Here is a 15,549-nt window from a genome sequence, read left to right as displayed (position 1 = left end):
AGTAAGTGACCGGGGTTGAATAACGCAGCCAACGCACCTGCGGCGCGAAAGGAGACGGGAAAATTATTTTGCGTCTGTCGCCGTGCCATTGGCATGCCAGTCAAACACGCCGAACTCGAAGCCCTTCAGGTCGCCCTTCGCGTCCCAGGAGAGTGGCCCCATGACGGTCTGGACCGTATTCGCTTTCAGCCAGGTGGCAATTTCAGCCGGATCGGCTGACTGGTTCAGACCTGCCTGCAGAGACTGCAGCGCCGCGTAGGTGGTCCAGACGAACGCGCCGCTTGGATCCTGTTTCTTCGCCTTGATGGCATCTACGATAGGTTTGTTCGCAGGGACCTGGTCGTAGTTCTTCGGTTTGGTCACCAGCAGACCTTCGGCTGATTCACCCGCAATGTTAGACAGAGAAACGTTCGCCACGCCTTCCGGGCCCATAAACTGGGTTTTCAGGCCCGCAGCGCGCGCCTGACGCAGGATCTGGCCCATTTCCGGGTGGTAGCCGCCGTAGTAAACAAAGTCGATATTCTCTTTCTTCAGACGCGCAACCAGCGTGGAGAAGTCTTTCTCACCGGCGGTGATCCCGTCGAAGAACACCACGTCGGCATTGGCTTTCTTGAGGTTGTCCTGCACTGAACGCGCCAGACCTTCACCGTACTGCTGCTTGTCATGAACGATAGCAATGCGCTTCGGCTTCACTTTTTCAACGATGTATTTCGCCGCGGTTGGACCCTGGTCAGAGTCCAGACCGGTGGTGCGCAGGGTCAGCTTGTAGCCACGCGCAGTCAGCTCCGGTGCGGTCGCTGCCGGGGTGATCATCAGAATACCTTCGTCTTCGTAGATGTCAGACGCGGGCTGAGTAGAGGAAGAGCACAGGTGACCGATAACGTATTTGATCCCGTCGTTCACCACTTTGTTCGCGACCGCGACCGCTTGTTTCGGGTCACAGGCATCATCATATTTTACGATCTGCAGTTTTTCGCCTTTGATACCGCCCTTAGCATTAATGTCTGCAACCGCCTGTTCAGCGCCGGTAAATTCCTGGTCGCCGTACTGTGCTACCGGACCGGACATTGCGCCAACCACAGCCACCTTGATGTCTGCCTGTGCCATGGTGCTGAATGCCAACGCGATACATCCTGCCAGTAACGCTTTACCCTTCATGTTCATCCTGAGATTCCCCATTATTATGGTTATTACGATTGTTGTGATGTTGTTGTGCAGCGCTTTATGTCAGTTATAGGTGTGCTGTCCGCGCTTTTTCAGCATACTCTGCTAAAACATACCCGATTTTTATGATTTTGGAATAGCTAATTTGAAATGAATATATGATAAGCCCGGCAGGATTTACCGCCGGGCTTGCGGCTTTAACGTGTCAGCGACGCGGAGATTATATCCAGCGCTTTACGGAACTGCGCTTCGGGTATGGTGAGCGGATAGAGGAAGCGGATAACGTTGCCGTAGACGCCGCAGCTCAGCAGAAGCAGCCCTTCGTTCAACGCACGTTCCTGCACCTGGCGGGTAAATTCCGGCGAAGGCTGGCCCGTTTGCGGGTCGTTAAACTCTACCGCCACCATCGAGCCCTGCCCGCGAATGTCAGCGATATACGGGCAGTGTTCCTTGGCTTTGTTGAGCACTTCCACCAGGTGATGGCCGAGATGCGCCGAGCGCGTGCAGAGATCTTCCTCGTCAATCACGTCCAGCACCGCGTGCGCTGCGGCAATCGCCAGCGGATTACCCGCGTAGGTGCCGCCCAGCCCGCCCGGCGCAGGCGCGTCCATCACGTCGGCACGGCCCGATACCGCCGAGAGCGGCATCCCGCCCGCCAGGCTTTTTGCCATGGTGATCAGGTCCGGCTTCACGCAGTGGTGTTCCATCGAGAAAAGCTTGCCGGTGCGGGCGAAGCCGCTTTGCACCTCGTCGGCAATCAGCAAAATACCGTGGGTATCGCACAGGGTGCGAAGAGCCTGCATAAAATCAGCAGGCGCAATGTTGAAGCCGCCCTCCCCCTGAACCGGTTCGAGAATAATCGCCGCGACCTGGTCAGGAGCAATATCCGCTTTAAAGATACGTTCCAGGCTTTTCAACGCCTCAGCGGTGCTGACGCCGTGCAGTTCATTCGGATACTGCGCGTGGTAAACCGAGCCGGGGAAGGGTCCGAAGCCGAGCTTGTACGGCGCAACTTTGCCGGTAAGCGCCATGGTCATAAAGGTGCGGCCGTGGAACGCGCCGCCGAAGGTGATAAGGCCAGGACGTTTGGTATAGGCGCGCGCAATTTTGACCGCGTTTTCGACCGCCTCAGCCCCCGTGGAGAAGAACGCCGTTTTGGCAGGACCTTCTACGGGCACGCGTGCGTTGATACGCTCGGCAAGCGCCACGTAGCCTTCGTACGGCACAATCTGGTAGGCCGTGTGGGTAAACGCGTGGAGTTGTTTTTCGATGGCGGAAATGACTTTGGGATGCCGATGGCCGGTATTCAGCACCGCGATCCCGGCGGCGAAGTCGATATACTCATTGCCTTCCACGTCCCACACCGTGGCGTTTTCGGCTTTATCGGCATAGAAGTTACACATCACGCCGATGCCGCGCGGCGTCGCCTGTAAACGCCGGTCGTTCAGTTCGTTGTTTTTCACCCTGTCCCCCTGAGAAAGTCGCCTGCTTAGCGCATCAGTAAGTGTTTGCCAGGGGGAGGGAATTCGCCAGAGCGGGCGCTAAAAAAACAAAACCCCCAGACTCTCATCCAGGGGTTCTCGGTGTACTTCGCGGAAATTACGCTTCGATAGCGGCGCGAAGTTTTTTCATGGCGTTCTTTTCAAGCTGACGCACACGTTCTGCAGAGACGCCGTAACGGTCAGCCAGCTCCTGCAGCGTGGACTTGTTGTCTTCGTCCAGCCAGCGGGCGCGGATAATATCCTGGCTACGTTCGTCGAGGCCTTCCATCGCATGGGTCAGCTTGTTCGCGGCCTGATCTTCCCAGTTGTCCTCTTCGATGCCATCAGCAAAGTTAGAGGTTTTATCCTGCAGATACAGAACCGGTGCCATCGGCTGGCTGTCGGAGGCGTCGTCGTCGGAGGACATATCGAAGGTCATGTCCTGCGCGGCCATACGGGATTCCATCTCACGCACGTCTTTGCTGGTTACGCCCAGCTCGCGCGCCACCATTTCCACTTCATCCTGGTTGAACCAGCCCAGACGCTGCTTGGTTTTACGCAGGTTAAAGAACAGTTTGCGTTGCGCTTTTGTCGTGGCGACTTTCACGATACGCCAGTTGCGCAGCACGTATTCATGAATCTCTGCCTTGATCCAGTGTACGGCGAAGGAGACGAGTCGCACACCCACTTCCGGGTTAAAGCGACGCACAGCCTTCATCAGGCCGATGTTACCTTCCTGAATCAAGTCCGCCTGCGGCAGGCCATAGCCCGCATAATTACGAGCAATGTGAACAACAAAGCGCAGGTGAGACAGGATCAGCTTTTTCGCTGCTTCCAGATCGCCCTGGTAATGCAGCTTTTCAGCAAGCTCCTTTTCTTCCTCGGCCGTTAACATCGGCCAGGTGTTCGCAGCCCGGATATAAGATTCCAGGTTACCAACAGGGGCTAAAGCTAAAGTTTGCATTTCTTTGGTCATTCATTCCTCTCAGTATTTCTTCTGGTCCAGGCTGTCCCCGTCAGGCAACAACCATGCCAAAGCGTTTGAGCAACGAGATTAGCATTCACTCTTTTATCAGACAGTGATTTTATCCACAAGTTCCAGGTGCAACGGTGAATAAATTACGCACAAAATGTGACATGGAGATGATAACAGGGGAAGAGACAACAGGGACGCTTTCCCTGCAGAGCGAACATCTCGGTGCAGGGAAAGATTATATCACGCTTTTATTAGTCGGGAGTAAAGTGACGTAAATGTTGAACGGTTGCCAGCCACGCTGCCACCCACCCAATCATCGAACACACCAGCAGCAGTAACAGGCACTCATCGAACCCTAAGCCACTGATATCAAACTTCGTTCCGAAAACCTGCGCCACTTCAGTCACGGCAGAGGAAAGCCGCATCACCAAAATTTCTGACAATATCAGTGAAAGAAATGCGCCGGAAAAACCGAGCAGTGCGCCACCGTAAAGGAACGGTCGGAGGATGAAGCCATCCGTCGCACCAATCAGTTTCTGCACGTTGATGGTATCGCGACGGGCAAAGATGCTCAGGCGCACGCTGTTGCCGATGACGAGGAAGACCGCCGCCACCATCAACACGCCAATCATCGCCGCGACGCGGCCTACCAGCCCGGTGAGAGCAGAAAGGCGCGCAAACCAGCTGTCATCCATGCGCACTTCATCAATGCCCTTAATGCGCGTGATGCGATCGCGCAGGGTGTTAAGCGAATCGGTCCCCTGGAAATCTAGCTTCGGGATCACCACCGCCACGGCGGGCAGCGGGTTCTCTTCGAGCATATCCAGCGCGCCGCCAAAGCCAGACCAGTTACGAAACTCGCCCAGCGCGTCTTCACGTGAGAGATAGTTGACCTTCTCCACGCCCTGCTCGGCCTGAATTTGCCCAACCACCTGGGCCGCCGCGTTATCGTCGAGCGCTTTATCCAGATAGACCGTGATCTGCGGGGACGGATAATACTGTGAGGCCGCCTGGTTGACGTTTTTATAGACCATATAGCAGACGCTCGGCAGCGTGAGGGAGATGGCAATCACCATCACCGTCAGGAACGTCGCCAGCGGTTTGCTTTTCAGGTCCTGCAGCGCGCCGTGGAACGCGTAGCGCACCTGCTCGTTAAAGACGTTGGTTTTACGGGAGGCCGGTTTTGGCGCGGCCTTCTGGCGCTTCGGCGCATTACGATTGCCGTCACCCCCGCCCTGCGGCTTACGGAAACGGTCAAACCGGTTCCCGAACTGCCGAATCTGGTTTATTGCATCACGCTTATTCACCGTGGCCTCCGTGCAAATGACCGTCGCTCAGGGTCAGCATGCGGTACGAACGACGGGAAATCAGCCCGATGTCGTGCGTCGCCATCAATACGGTGACCCCTACGCGGTTAAATTCCTCAAACAGACGCAAAATCCCTTCTGACAGAGCATCGTCCAGGTTACCGGTCGGTTCATCCGCCAGCAGCACCGCAGGCTTGTTCACCACCGCGCGGGCGATACCCACGCGCTGCTGTTCACCGCCGGAGAGCTGGATCGGGAAGTTCTTCGCTTTGTCCAGTAGCCCGACCTTATCCAGCGCCGCAGAGACGCGGCGGCGGATATCGTCATAGCTGGCGCCGGCAATAATCAGCGGAATGGCCACGTTATCGAAAACGGTGCGATCCATCAGCAGGTGGTGATCCTGGAAAATCATACCGATCTGGCGACGCAGGAACGGCACCTCACGGTTTTTCAGGCGGCTGATCTCATGGCCGCTGAAAAAGATCTTCCCGGCGCTTGGCCGCTCGATCCCACAGATAAGCTTGAGCAGGGTACTTTTCCCCGCGCCGGAATGGCCGGTCAGGAATGCCATCTCGCCCGGCTGCAGGTGGAATGTGACCCCCTGCAGCGCTTGTCTCCCACCGAGATAGGCCTTGCTGACGTGTTCAAAGCGAATCATTGTTAGTCCTCTCGGGCAAATAATGCCTCAATAAAGTCGTCCGCCTTAAACGGACGTAAATCCTCAATACGCTCGCCCACACCGATATAACGGATAGGAATGCCGAACTGGTCAGCCACGGAGAAAATCACCCCGCCTTTCGCGGTGCCGTCCAGTTTGGTCAGCGTGATCCCCGTCAGTCCTACCGCTTCATGGAACAGTTTTGCCTGGCTGATGGCGTTCTGTCCGGTGCTGGCATCAATGGTCAGCATAATTTCATGCGGTGCGTCTTCGTCCAGCTTCTTCATGACGCGAACGATTTTCTTCAATTCTTCCATCAGGTGCGATTTGTTCTGCAAACGCCCTGCGGTATCGGCAATCAGCACGTCCACGTTGCGCGCCTTCGCCGCCTGGATGGCGTCAAAGATCACGGACGCGGAATCCGCGCCGGTATGCTGGGCAATCACCGGAATGTTGTTGCGCTGGCCCCACACCTGCAGCTGCTCAACCGCCGCTGCACGGAAGGTATCGCCCGCCGCCAGCATCACCGATTTGCCCTGCTGCTCGAACTGGCGCGCCAGCTTGCCGATGGTGGTGGTTTTACCCACGCCGTTCACGCCGACCATCAGAATAACAAATGGCGTTTTGCCTTCAATATTAAGCGGTTCGTCAACTTTTGCGAGAATTTCACCCATCTCGTCTTTCAGCAGACCGTACAGCGCTTCGGCGTCGCGCAGCTGTTTGCGGCTCGCCCCTTCGGTCAGATTGGCGATGATCTTACGGGTAGTTTCTACCCCAACGTCAGCAATCAGCAGCTGTTCTTCCAGCTCTTCAAACAGATCGTCGTCGATCTTTTTGCCGCGGAACAGACTGATAAATCCGGAACCTAAGTTTTCTTTAGTTTTAAGCAGGCTGCGCTTCAGGCGCGCGAAGAAACCTTCTTTGGTCGGTTTTTCCTGCTCCTGAACGATCTCGTCTTCGGCCTGCTCTTCTACCGGCACAACGATGACCGCTTCTTCAGCTGCCTCCGCCGCCAGCGCCTGGGCTTCCAGCTCTTCGTCGGTCAGCTCTGGCTCAAGCGTCGCTTCTTCTTCCACAGCCTCAACGGTTTCAACGGTTTCCGCTTCGGCCTGCCACTCTTCGGCAGACACCGCTTCGTCTTTGACCTCTTCCGGCAGCGGAAGCTCTTCGTGTTCGATAGCGGCCTGTGGCGCTTCGGTAACGGCTTCGACGACAACCGGTTCTGGCTTCTCGCTCTCCTGAACCTGTTCAGTGATCTCAACCACCTCTTCAGCAAAGGTTTCAATCTCTTCTTTGCTGTGCGCCGTTTCTTCCGCTTCGACAACCGCGGCGGTTTCTACAGGCGTTTCAGGCTGTGACTGCTCTTCAACGGCTTGTTGCTCTTCGGTTTTCTGTTCTGTTTCTTGCTCTTTTTCACCGAAGCCCAGCCAGGAAAAGAAGCCACGTTTTTTTTGTTTTGCCATCTGCGACTACACTCCTCGCGGCGCTATATACATGGAAGCTAAAAAAATGATGAAATAGTCTAACACTTTACTTAATTGACATCACCGCCCGCAATCGCAGGCCAATTGTTAACAGAGCTTTCCTGAGATGAAGAAACCCAACCGCGCCCCGGCCGGTCAAATTCGTATTATCGGCGGTCAGTGGCGAGGCCGGAAATTACCGGTGCCGGACAGCCCCGGTTTACGCCCAACTACCGACCGCGTGCGCGAGACGCTGTTTAACTGGCTGGCTCCGTCTATGGTAGACGCCCACTGCCTGGACTGCTTCGCCGGAAGCGGCGCCCTCGGGCTGGAAGCGCTGTCGCGCTATGCCGCCAGCGCCACGCTGCTGGAGATGGAGCGCGGCGTTGCGCAGACGCTGCAGCAAAATCTGGCGACGCTGAAGGCGAGCAACGCCAAAGTGGTGAACACCAACACGCTGAGCTTCCTCGCGCAAAAGGGCACGCCGCATAACGTGGTGTTTGTCGACCCGCCGTTCCGCAAGGGGCTGCTTGAAGAGACGTTATCCCTGCTGGAGCAAAACGGCTGGCTGGCGGATGACGCGCTAATTTATGTTGAAAGCGAAGTGGAAAACGGTTTACCGCCGGTTCCCGCCCACTGGGATCTGCACCGTGAAAAAGTGGCAGGTCAGGTTGCTTATCGTCTTTATCACCGTCAGGCACAAGGAGGATCCGATGCCGGTACTGATTAACCTGGGACGCTTGCTGATGCTGGGCGTCTGGGCGTTCTTGATTCTGAATCTGGTGCACCCGTTCCCGCGCCCGATGAACATTTTCGTTAACGTGGCGCTGATTTTCACGTCGTTTATGCACGCCCTGCAGATGGTGATGCTGAAAAACGGCCTGCCGAAAGACGGCCCGCAGATGACGGGCTGGCAGCAGCTGCGCGTCTTTATTTTCGGCGTGTTTGAGCTGCTGGTGTGGATGAATAAATTTAAGGCGCAGGTGAAGAAGTAAGGTGCGGCCTGATGCCCTCACCTTTACCCTCTCCCACAGGGAGAGGGTACCAATCGCGCCTTATTCAGGCGTAAAACCTTCGAATCGCGAACCTTTGTAGCTCAACGTCCCTTTCTCCCCTACCGTCAGCTGATGATACTGCTGCGCCTCCAGGCGGAAGGTCATCTCAAGGCCGCCCGTTTCCGGCTTAAAGCTCGCTTCATAGCGCATGCTGGTTCCTGCAGGCGTCACCTGCTGCTGGCGCGAGCGGCGGTCATTGAGCGGTTTTTCGCGTTTGTTCGTCACCACCACGCGCTTTTGCATCAGCGGTGCGGCATCGTTATCCGCCTTCTCGCGGCGCTGCTGCACGAAACGAAACGAGGCGGCAATGACGATAATCGCCACCACGATAATGAAAAAAAGCGGCATCTTGCTCATTGAAAAATCCCATCAGATTATGCGGAATTCAGGATACCTTGCCTTCCCCACCATTGCCAAACGCCCGCCCGCGTCACTACACTGGATCAGAAACTGATTATTCAGGCTTAACAGATACAGGGAGTTAATATGCTTTGGTCATTTATCGCTGTCTGTTTTTCCGCATGGCTTTATGTCGATGCGTCGTACCGTGGTCCCACCTGGCAGCGCTGGTTGTTTAAACCGGTCACGCTGCTGCTCCTGCTGCTGCTGGCCTGGCAAGCGCCAATGTTTAACGCCGTCAGCTATCTGGTGCTCGCCGGGCTGTGCGCCTCTCTGATTGGCGATGCCCTGACCCTGCTGCCGCGCCAGCGCCTGCTGTATGCCGTAGGGGCATTTTTCCTGTCGCATCTGCTGTATACCATCTACTTCGCCAGCCAGATGACGCTCTCTTTCTTCTGGCCGCTGCCGCTGGTCCTGCTGGTGATTGGCGCCCTGCTGATCGCGGTGATCTGGTCGCGTCTGGAAGAGATGCGTTTGCCGGTTTGTACGTTTATCGCCATGACGCTGGTAATGGTATGGCTGGCAGGTGAACTGTGGTTCTTCCGTCCGACCGCTCCGGCGATGTCAGCGTTCTTCGGCGCCGCACTGCTGCTGATAGGTAACGTCGTCTGGCTGGGCAGCCACTATCGCCGCCGCTTCCGGGCGGATAACGCGATTGCCGCCGCCTGTTACTTTGCCGGGCATTTCCTTATTGTGCGTTCGCTGTATATCTAAATAGCGCTTGACTCTGGAGTCGACTCCAGAGTGTATGCTGCGGTTAATGAGAAAATTATCATTGCCGGAGACTGCCATGTCGACTCCAGAAATACCTAAAAAAGTTCCTCAATTCTCGGCACTTAAGCTCAGCCCGGCTCCGTCGAAAGACGACTGCTGCTGCGAAGGCGCGTGCGAAACGCAAACTCAACCCCTTCCTGAAAGCGGCAACCGCTACAGCTGGGTCGTCAACGGCATGGACTGCGCCGCCTGCGCGCGCAAAGTGGAAAACGCCGTCAAACAGGTGCCGGGCGTGAGTCACGTTCAGGTGCTGTTCGCCACCGAAAAGCTGCTGGTTAGCGCCGATAACGACGTCAGCAAGCAGGTTGAAGCCGCCGTCAGCAAGGCGGGTTATACCCTGCGCAGCGAAACGGCGCCCGTTGAAAAAGTCTCCTCCCTGAAAGAAAACCTGCCGCTCATTACCCTCATCATCATGATGTCCCTGAGCTGGGGTCTGGAGCAGATTAACCACCCGTTCGGCAATCTGGCGTTTATCGCCACCACCCTGGTCGGTCTGTTCCCGATTGCCCGTCAGGCGCTGCGCCTGATGAAAAGCGGCAGCTGGTTTGCCATCGAAACGCTGATGAGCGTGGCGGCCATCGGCGCGCTGTTCATTGGCGCGACGGCAGAAGCGGCGATGGTGCTGCTGCTGTTCTTAATCGGCGAACGTCTTGAGGGCTGGGCGGCGAGCCGGGCGCGTAAAGGGGTCAGCGCGCTGATGGCGCTGAAGCCGGAAACAGCCATTCGCGTGGTAAACGGTACGCGTGAAACGGTCGCCATCACTACGCTGCGTCCGGGCGACGTGATAGAAGTCGCGGCAGGCGGACGCCTGCCTGCAGACGGCGCGCTGCTTACCGCCACCGCAAGCTTTGATGAAAGCGCCCTGACCGGCGAGTCCATTCCGGTTGAACGTGAGGCGGGTGAAAAAGTGCCTGCAGGCGCCACCAGCGTCGATCGTCTGGTACAGCTCACCGTGCTTTCCGAGCCAGGCGACAGCGCCATCGACCGTATCCTGAAGCTGATTGAAGAGGCTGAGGAGCGCCGCGCGCCGGTCGAACGCTTTATCGATCGCTTCAGCCGGATCTACACGCCCGCCATTATGCTGGTTGCCCTGCTGGTCACCGTCGTCCCACCGCTGTTCTTTGGCGCGCCGTGGGAGGGCTGGATTTATAAAGGGCTGACGCTGCTTCTGATCGGCTGCCCGTGCGCGCTGGTGATTTCCACCCCGGCGGCGATTACGTCCGGGCTGGCGGCTGCGGCGCGTCGCGGGGCGCTGATTAAGGGCGGCGCGGCGCTGGAGCAGCTCAGCCAGGTCCAGCATATCGCCTTTGATAAAACCGGTACGCTGACCGTGGGCAAGCCGCAGGTGACCGGCGTGTATCCGCAGGATATCAGTGAGGATGAACTGCTGACCCTGGCCGCCGCCGTTGAACAGGGCTCCACCCACCCGCTGGCGCAGGCGATTGTGCGTGAAACGCAGTCGCGCGGACTAAACATACCTCCGGCAACCGCCCAGCGGGCGCTGGTAGGGTCAGGGATTGAGGCCACCGTTGACGGTAAAAAGGTGCTGATTGTCGCGGCTGGCAAGTCTTCTACTCCAGAGGTGGAGACGTTAGAACAGACCGGACAGACGGTCGTGACCGTCATGCAGGACGGTACCGCAAAAGGGATGCTGGCGCTACGCGACACCCTGCGCGATGACGCAAAAGAAGCCGTGGCGGCGCTGCATCAGCTGGGCGTGAAGGGCGTGATTCTCACCGGTGATAACCCTCGCGCGGCGGCAGCGATTGCCGGTGAGCTAGGGCTGGCGTTTAAAGCCGGATTGCTGCCTGCGGATAAGGTCAGCGCGGTGACGGAACTGAACGCTCAGGCTCCGCTGGCGATGGTCGGTGACGGGATTAACGATGCCCCGGCGATGAAAGCGTCCACCATTGGTATTGCGATGGGTAGCGGTACCGACGTGGCGCTGGAGACCGCCGACGCGGCGCTGACCCACAACCGCCTGACCGGGCTGGCCCAGATGATCGATCTTGCGCGCGCGACGCGGGCCAATATCCGTCAGAACATCGGCATCGCGCTCGGGCTGAAGGGGATTTTCCTGGTGACGACCCTGCTCGGCATGACCGGACTGTGGCTGGCGGTGCTGGCGGATACCGGGGCAACGGTGCTGGTGACGGCGAACGCGCTTCGGCTGCTGCGTCGCCGGTAAAAAAACGCCCGGTGGCGCTAACGCTACCGGGCCTACATTTCCTGCCAGATCGTGGATCGGGTAAGACGAAGCCGCCACCCGACTTCTTTATAAGAAATAGCTCATCGCCAGGCCTAAAAACAGCACCAGACCGACGTAGTTATTGTTCATAAACGCCTTGAAGCAGGCATCACGTTCACGCTTAGCGATCAGCTTCTGCTGATAAGCAAACAGCAGCCCCGCCACCAGCACGGACCAGTAAAACTCCCAGTTCAGCCCGTTCAGGCGGCCAATCGCCACCATCAGCGCCAATACCGCGACCTGCAGGATACCGATAATCAGCTTGTCGTGACGACCAAAGAGGATGGCGGTGGATTTGATGCCGATTTTCAGGTCATCGTCGCGGTCTACCATTGCATATTGCGTGTCGTAAGCCACCGCCCAGAGAATGTTCGCCAGGAACATCAGCCAGCAGCTGAGCGGTAAGGACTCACTAACCGCCGCAAACGCCATCGGAATCGACCAGCCAAACGCCGCGCCCAGCACCACCTGAGGCAGGTGGGTATAGCGCTTCATAAATGGATAAACCCAGGCCAGGGCCAGCGCCGCAACGGAAAGCAAAATGGTCATGGTGTTCAGGGTTAACACCAGCAGGAAAGAGAGCAGCACCAGAACAATAAACAGCACGCGGGCTTCTTTCCCGGTGACCTGCCCGCTGGGTAACGGACGACCGGCAGTACGCTTAACATGACCGTCGAATTTACGATCGGCATAATCATTCACCACGCAGCCCGCCGCGCGCATCAGCCAGACGCCGGCAACGAACACGCCCAGGATCCACAGCGGCGGCACGCCCGGCGTGGCAAGCCACAGCGCCCAGAGGGTCGGCCACAGCAGCAGCAACGCGCCAATGGGTTTATCGGTACGCATTAAGCGGTGATACGCCAACAGCTTATTCTGCGTCAGGCTCCACTCCATTTTTTCTTCCTCTTAGTACAACGGTGATGCCGGTAAAAAAAGCTCCGTCAGTATTAACGGTTTACCGCTCAGGCGAAGGCGGGAACGACGCCCCCACAGTTCAGCATCACGACCAATCTCAATAAAATCCCGGGTAAGCTCAGACGAGGTGAAAAGGTAACGCCCCAGAGGCGTTTTCCCCAGACGTTGCAGTGCCAGCTCTGGCCCGGAAAGGGTGGACTCGGGCACTACCGTCCGTCCGGCAAGCCACGGCTCGCCATCGGCACAGAGCAAAATTTCGCGCAGCCAGTAACGTGGCTCGTGCGGCAGCAGCGGCAGCTCGTTGGCGATCTCATCGCCAGAGACAAACCCTTCCTGAATCAGGGTCACCGTGACCGTTTTACCCTGTTGCTCAAAACGTTTCGTCATGGAATCTTCCAGCAGCAACCAGTCCAGCTGCTGCGGATCAAGCGCAGGTATTTGGTCGAAATAGCGCAGCGCACGCAGTTGCGTTAGCGCAGGGTGTGACATGCCAGACTCTCCGATACATAACGTAATGGCATTGTATCGCAGAAACACGGATTGAGGGGGGCCAAACGTTATTTAACGATCACGATCGCAACATGGGCGCAACAGCCTGGCCGATACGAAAAAAAGTGCGCCCACTCAGGCGCACCAAACTACTAACAAATCAGCACTGTGGGGAAACGGTTACCCCTTGCCTTTTACACTGCTGATAAAGGTGGAACGGGCAGTGGTTGAACCTAAACGTTCGGCTTCATCAAGCAGCTTCAGTGCCTTATCGACATCGCCGCGCTTCACCGCCTGCTTAATGGCGTTGTTGAAGTACTCTTCGGTGTCGTTCAGTACCGGCTCGGCTTTCTTCGCCGGGGCAGGCGCTGCAGTCGCTACCGGTGCGGCTGCCGTGGCAGCGGATGCGGTATAGGCAGGTGCAGGTGCCGCAGTGTTGCCAACGGTGACAGCAGCAGGGCCAGAGGATCCGAATAACGGACCGACCAGAATACTGGAGCTGGTGTTTGTTTGAACTTTGAGTTTTAGCGTACCGTTCGTCACATGGCGTGCGACCGGATCAGGAATATCAGGAATAGCGTTACCCGCCCCCTGAGCATAGGATTTTGCCGGATCAATCATTTTGGTGGTGCGCTGCAGATCTTCGGGCGTAGTAAACGCGAGTATATAAATCTTTTGCTGGCCTAAAGCGGGTGTCAGTTTCAGTATGCCCTCAAGGCGGTCAGCCGACATGACGCCGGGTTTCTGATAGGTAAAATAACTGCTTGGGAAAAAAGCTGAAGGCGACATGTTTTGATCAAGCACTAACACGTTTGGTGCAAATACAGAGGGTGTTTTGTCGGCTTCACTGACAAGCGTTAACGTTAACTCACCCACATTTGCAGGGACACTCCATGCAGCAACCGGTCCTGAAATTCCCGGTACATTCAGGGTCTGTCCTGTATTCCCCAACTCGATGGTCTGGGTTTGTGCCACATTCACGGGCACCCAGTTCAGACTTTGCAGTGTGGCAGAGGGGATCGCAGGCGCAGCAGTCGTGTTCTGCGGAACGATATTGACATCAGCCAAGCTCACTGCTGGTAATGCAGCAAACATGCCCGCCGTCAGACAGAGTGCTAAGAGACTTTTTTTCATCGTTATGACCTCATTATTCGAAAGCATGGTAGCCAGGCAATAGCGCATACTTTCCGAGAAATGCGTTATGAGTTAGAGGGGCCTAAGCCCCTCTTTTAAATACATTAACGTCTAAAATTACCACCAGATTTCCATCTGAGCGCCGAAGGTCCACTCATCGCTGTCACCACGGCTGGTCGTACCGAACGGAGTTACAGTGCTGTTGCTTGCAGCAGTGGAAGAGAAGTTACCCTCAGAGTCGGTCTTCACGTAACCCCATTTCTCATCCCACTTGGCGTAGGTAGCAAACACGCGAATCGCTGGACGGGACCAGATGCTGTCACCCGCCTGCCACTGTTGTGCCAGAGTGATTTTGTATTGGTCGTTACGATCGCCGGTTTGCTGAGATTTGACGTTGTCATATCCCACTTCCAGCAAGGTGCTCATGATAGGCGTCCATTTGTACATTGGACGCACGCCCACGGTGTACCAGGTGGTACCTTGATTGTTGTCACGATCGATATCCTGATACATACCGACGTACATCAGGTCCCATTTATCCGCCAGCGTGATCGCACCGTGGTCGAGGATACGGATCAGGCTGCCGTCATTATCAACAGCCCCCCCACGCGCCTGACCTTTACCCTGAGAAATCATGGAGTCGGTGGCGTACTGCACCACAAACTTGTTGAAGCCTTTCATCATGCTCTGGGTGTGTTCTGCAGTGAACATCCAGCCATCTTTCGATGCACCAGGCTGCAGGTAGTAATCGTCAGGAATGTTGGTATGGCCGTAGTCAACACCCAGTTCCAGAGTACCGCCCGGGTTAATTTCCATACCGGCTAAACGCGCATCAAACACGTCGTTTGGCACTTTGTTGTTATAGGTACGCAGACCGGTATTCGGATCGCGATCGCCAAAAGCCGAGGAGCCGCCGGATTCAGAAGAACGAGTTGCTGCGAGAGAGAGTTTACCTATACCGACATCAACGTTTTCCAGACCTGCACCAGGACCAGAAATATCCCAGTAGTAGAAGTCGATCATGTGAACGTCATGACGTTGATAGAAACGCTTACCTGCCCAAATATTTGCCCCTGGCAGTGAATCAATCAGGTTTTTACCTACGACGTTAAACTCACGCACTGCTGGCGTGTTACTGTCTTCCCAGTCGTTAAGCTGAGCAGTTTTATAGGCGATGTTGGAATCGAAATAGAAGCTCTTGTCCGCTTCTTTCCACACTTCCTGGCCTAATTTAACTTCCGCATAGGTTTCACACTCGTTACCAAGACGATATTTAGAATCCGCACCGGTGGTCTGGAAACATTGTTGTTCACCACCACTCCCGGTCCAGCCGATGCCAGAACGAGCATAACCTTTAAAATCTACAGCACCCGCCTGGGCAGACAGGATGCCTGCCGCAATGGCGATTGCCAGAGGGACTTGTTTGCGCAGAGTAATCATCATTCTATCTCCTGAGATCATTGCTTTTCTTTGAACACTTCAC

At 56.3% G+C, this 15,549-nt stretch carries 15 protein-coding genes; 4 read left to right on the top strand and 11 right to left on the bottom strand.

Features of this window, described 5'->3' with window-relative positions; genetic code table 11:
* Positions 1–63 precede the first annotated feature (63 nt).
* From livJ to ftsY, 6 genes are all read right to left on the bottom strand, one after another.
* Complete coding sequence (livJ, locus tag ELK40_RS02120) at positions 64–1,164, bottom strand: branched chain amino acid ABC transporter substrate-binding protein LivJ (RefSeq protein ID WP_074147346.1); 1,101 nt, start codon at positions 1,162–1,164, stop codon at positions 64–66.
* Positions 1,165–1,361: 197 nt separating this feature from the next.
* Positions 1,362–2,627, bottom strand: coding sequence for a 4-aminobutyrate--2-oxoglutarate transaminase (locus ELK40_RS02115; protein ID WP_127729248.1), 1,266 nt, complete (start codon positions 2,625–2,627; stop codon positions 1,362–1,364).
* A gap of 136 nt (positions 2,628–2,763) precedes the next feature.
* Positions 2,764–3,621: an RNA polymerase sigma factor RpoH gene (gene rpoH, locus ELK40_RS02110; RefSeq protein WP_115876938.1), complete on the bottom strand. Its 858-nt coding sequence runs from the start codon at positions 3,619–3,621 to the stop codon at positions 2,764–2,766.
* Between the two features lie 251 nt (positions 3,622–3,872).
* Positions 3,873–4,928 (bottom strand): permease-like cell division protein FtsX, encoded by a 1,056-nt coding sequence (gene ftsX, locus ELK40_RS02105; RefSeq protein WP_045909157.1) that lies wholly within the window; start codon positions 4,926–4,928, stop codon positions 3,873–3,875.
* A complete protein-coding gene (ftsE, locus tag ELK40_RS02100; protein WP_045402529.1) occupies positions 4,921–5,586 on the bottom strand; it encodes a cell division ATP-binding protein FtsE in 666 nt (221 codons plus the stop codon). The genes ftsX and ftsE overlap by 8 nt, the downstream gene beginning before the upstream one ends.
* Before the next feature lie 2 nt (positions 5,587–5,588).
* Positions 5,589–7,049: a signal recognition particle-docking protein FtsY gene (ftsY, locus tag ELK40_RS02095; protein WP_127729246.1), complete on the bottom strand. Its 1,461-nt coding sequence runs from the start codon at positions 7,047–7,049 to the stop codon at positions 5,589–5,591.
* A gap of 127 nt (positions 7,050–7,176) precedes the next feature.
* Here ftsY and rsmD point away from each other — a divergent pair, with 127 nt between their 5' ends.
* Together rsmD and ELK40_RS02085 are read left to right on the top strand one after the other, a co-directional pair.
* Positions 7,177–7,779 carry a 16S rRNA (guanine(966)-N(2))-methyltransferase gene (gene rsmD, locus ELK40_RS02090; RefSeq protein ID WP_023310014.1) on the top strand — a complete coding sequence of 201 codons (603 nt, stop codon included), beginning with the start codon at positions 7,177–7,179 and terminating at the stop codon, positions 7,777–7,779.
* Positions 7,763–8,044 carry a DUF1145 family protein gene (locus ELK40_RS02085; protein WP_023310013.1) on the top strand — a complete coding sequence of 94 codons (282 nt, stop codon included), beginning with the start codon at positions 7,763–7,765 and terminating at the stop codon, positions 8,042–8,044. The genes rsmD and ELK40_RS02085 overlap by 17 nt, the downstream gene beginning before the upstream one ends.
* Before the next feature lie 60 nt (positions 8,045–8,104).
* Here ELK40_RS02085 and ELK40_RS02080 read toward each other — a convergent pair whose 3' ends face one another.
* A complete protein-coding gene (locus ELK40_RS02080; protein ID WP_127729243.1) occupies positions 8,105–8,461 on the bottom strand; it encodes a DUF2500 domain-containing protein in 357 nt (118 codons plus the stop codon).
* 129 nt (positions 8,462–8,590) lie between these two features.
* Between ELK40_RS02080 and ELK40_RS02075 the strand changes: the two genes are divergently transcribed.
* Both ELK40_RS02075 and zntA read left to right on the top strand, forming a co-directional pair.
* Positions 8,591–9,217 carry a lysoplasmalogenase gene (locus ELK40_RS02075; RefSeq protein ID WP_024906687.1) on the top strand — a complete coding sequence of 209 codons (627 nt, stop codon included), beginning with the start codon at positions 8,591–8,593 and terminating at the stop codon, positions 9,215–9,217.
* A 76-nt stretch (positions 9,218–9,293) separates the two neighbouring features.
* Positions 9,294–11,465 carry a Zn(II)/Cd(II)/Pb(II) translocating P-type ATPase ZntA gene (zntA, locus tag ELK40_RS02070; RefSeq protein WP_127729241.1) on the top strand — a complete coding sequence of 724 codons (2,172 nt, stop codon included), beginning with the start codon at positions 9,294–9,296 and terminating at the stop codon, positions 11,463–11,465.
* An 87-nt stretch (positions 11,466–11,552) separates the two neighbouring features.
* Here zntA and ubiA read toward each other — a convergent pair whose 3' ends face one another.
* The 4 genes from ubiA to ELK40_RS02050 form a co-directional block, all read right to left on the bottom strand.
* The gene (gene ubiA / locus ELK40_RS02065) at positions 11,553–12,422 is read right to left on the bottom strand and encodes a 4-hydroxybenzoate octaprenyltransferase (protein ID WP_111965826.1); all 870 of its coding nucleotides are present in this window, start codon (positions 12,420–12,422) and stop codon (positions 11,553–11,555) included.
* 12 nt (positions 12,423–12,434) lie between these two features.
* The gene (gene ubiC, locus ELK40_RS02060; protein WP_021242729.1) at positions 12,435–12,932 is read right to left on the bottom strand and encodes a chorismate lyase; all 498 of its coding nucleotides are present in this window, start codon (positions 12,930–12,932) and stop codon (positions 12,435–12,437) included.
* Between the two features lie 180 nt (positions 12,933–13,112).
* The gene (gene malM / locus ELK40_RS02055; RefSeq protein ID WP_127732716.1) at positions 13,113–14,072 is read right to left on the bottom strand and encodes a maltose operon protein MalM; all 960 of its coding nucleotides are present in this window, start codon (positions 14,070–14,072) and stop codon (positions 13,113–13,115) included.
* A gap of 111 nt (positions 14,073–14,183) precedes the next feature.
* The gene (locus ELK40_RS02050) at positions 14,184–15,509 is read right to left on the bottom strand and encodes a maltoporin (protein ID WP_047173657.1); all 1,326 of its coding nucleotides are present in this window, start codon (positions 15,507–15,509) and stop codon (positions 14,184–14,186) included.
* Positions 15,510–15,549 lie beyond the last annotated feature (40 nt).

This window comes from Enterobacter sp. N18-03635, from assembly GCF_004006055.1.
GTDB classification, from domain to species: domain Bacteria; phylum Pseudomonadota; class Gammaproteobacteria; order Enterobacterales; family Enterobacteriaceae; genus Enterobacter; species Enterobacter vonholyi.
This window is presented reverse-complemented; position numbering and strand designations above follow the sequence as displayed.

Coding starts and splice junctions, on each gene's coding strand:
- rpoH (WP_115876938.1), bottom strand. CDS start 3,621: ATGACCAAAGAAATGCAAACTTTAGCTTTAGCCCCTGTTGGTAACCTG.
- ELK40_RS02080 (WP_127729243.1), bottom strand. CDS start 8,461: ATGAGCAAGATGCCGCTTTTTTTCATTATCGTGGTGGCGATTATCGTC.
- rsmD (WP_023310014.1), top strand. CDS start 7,177: ATGAAGAAACCCAACCGCGCCCCGGCCGGTCAAATTCGTATTATCGGC.
- ftsE (WP_045402529.1), bottom strand. CDS start 5,586: ATGATTCGCTTTGAACACGTCAGCAAGGCCTATCTCGGTGGGAGACAA.
- ubiA (WP_111965826.1), bottom strand. CDS start 12,422: ATGGAGTGGAGCCTGACGCAGAATAAGCTGTTGGCGTATCACCGCTTA.
- ubiC (WP_021242729.1), bottom strand. CDS start 12,932: ATGTCACACCCTGCGCTAACGCAACTGCGTGCGCTGCGCTATTTCGAC.
- ftsY (WP_127729246.1), bottom strand. CDS start 7,049: ATGGCAAAACAAAAAAAACGTGGCTTCTTTTCCTGGCTGGGCTTCGGT.
- zntA (WP_127729241.1), top strand. CDS start 9,294: ATGTCGACTCCAGAAATACCTAAAAAAGTTCCTCAATTCTCGGCACTT.
- ELK40_RS02050 (WP_047173657.1), bottom strand. CDS start 15,509: ATGATGATTACTCTGCGCAAACAAGTCCCTCTGGCAATCGCCATTGCG.
- livJ (WP_074147346.1), bottom strand. CDS start 1,164: ATGAACATGAAGGGTAAAGCGTTACTGGCAGGATGTATCGCGTTGGCA.
- ELK40_RS02075 (WP_024906687.1), top strand. CDS start 8,591: ATGCTTTGGTCATTTATCGCTGTCTGTTTTTCCGCATGGCTTTATGTC.
- ELK40_RS02085 (WP_023310013.1), top strand. CDS start 7,763: ATGCCGGTACTGATTAACCTGGGACGCTTGCTGATGCTGGGCGTCTGG.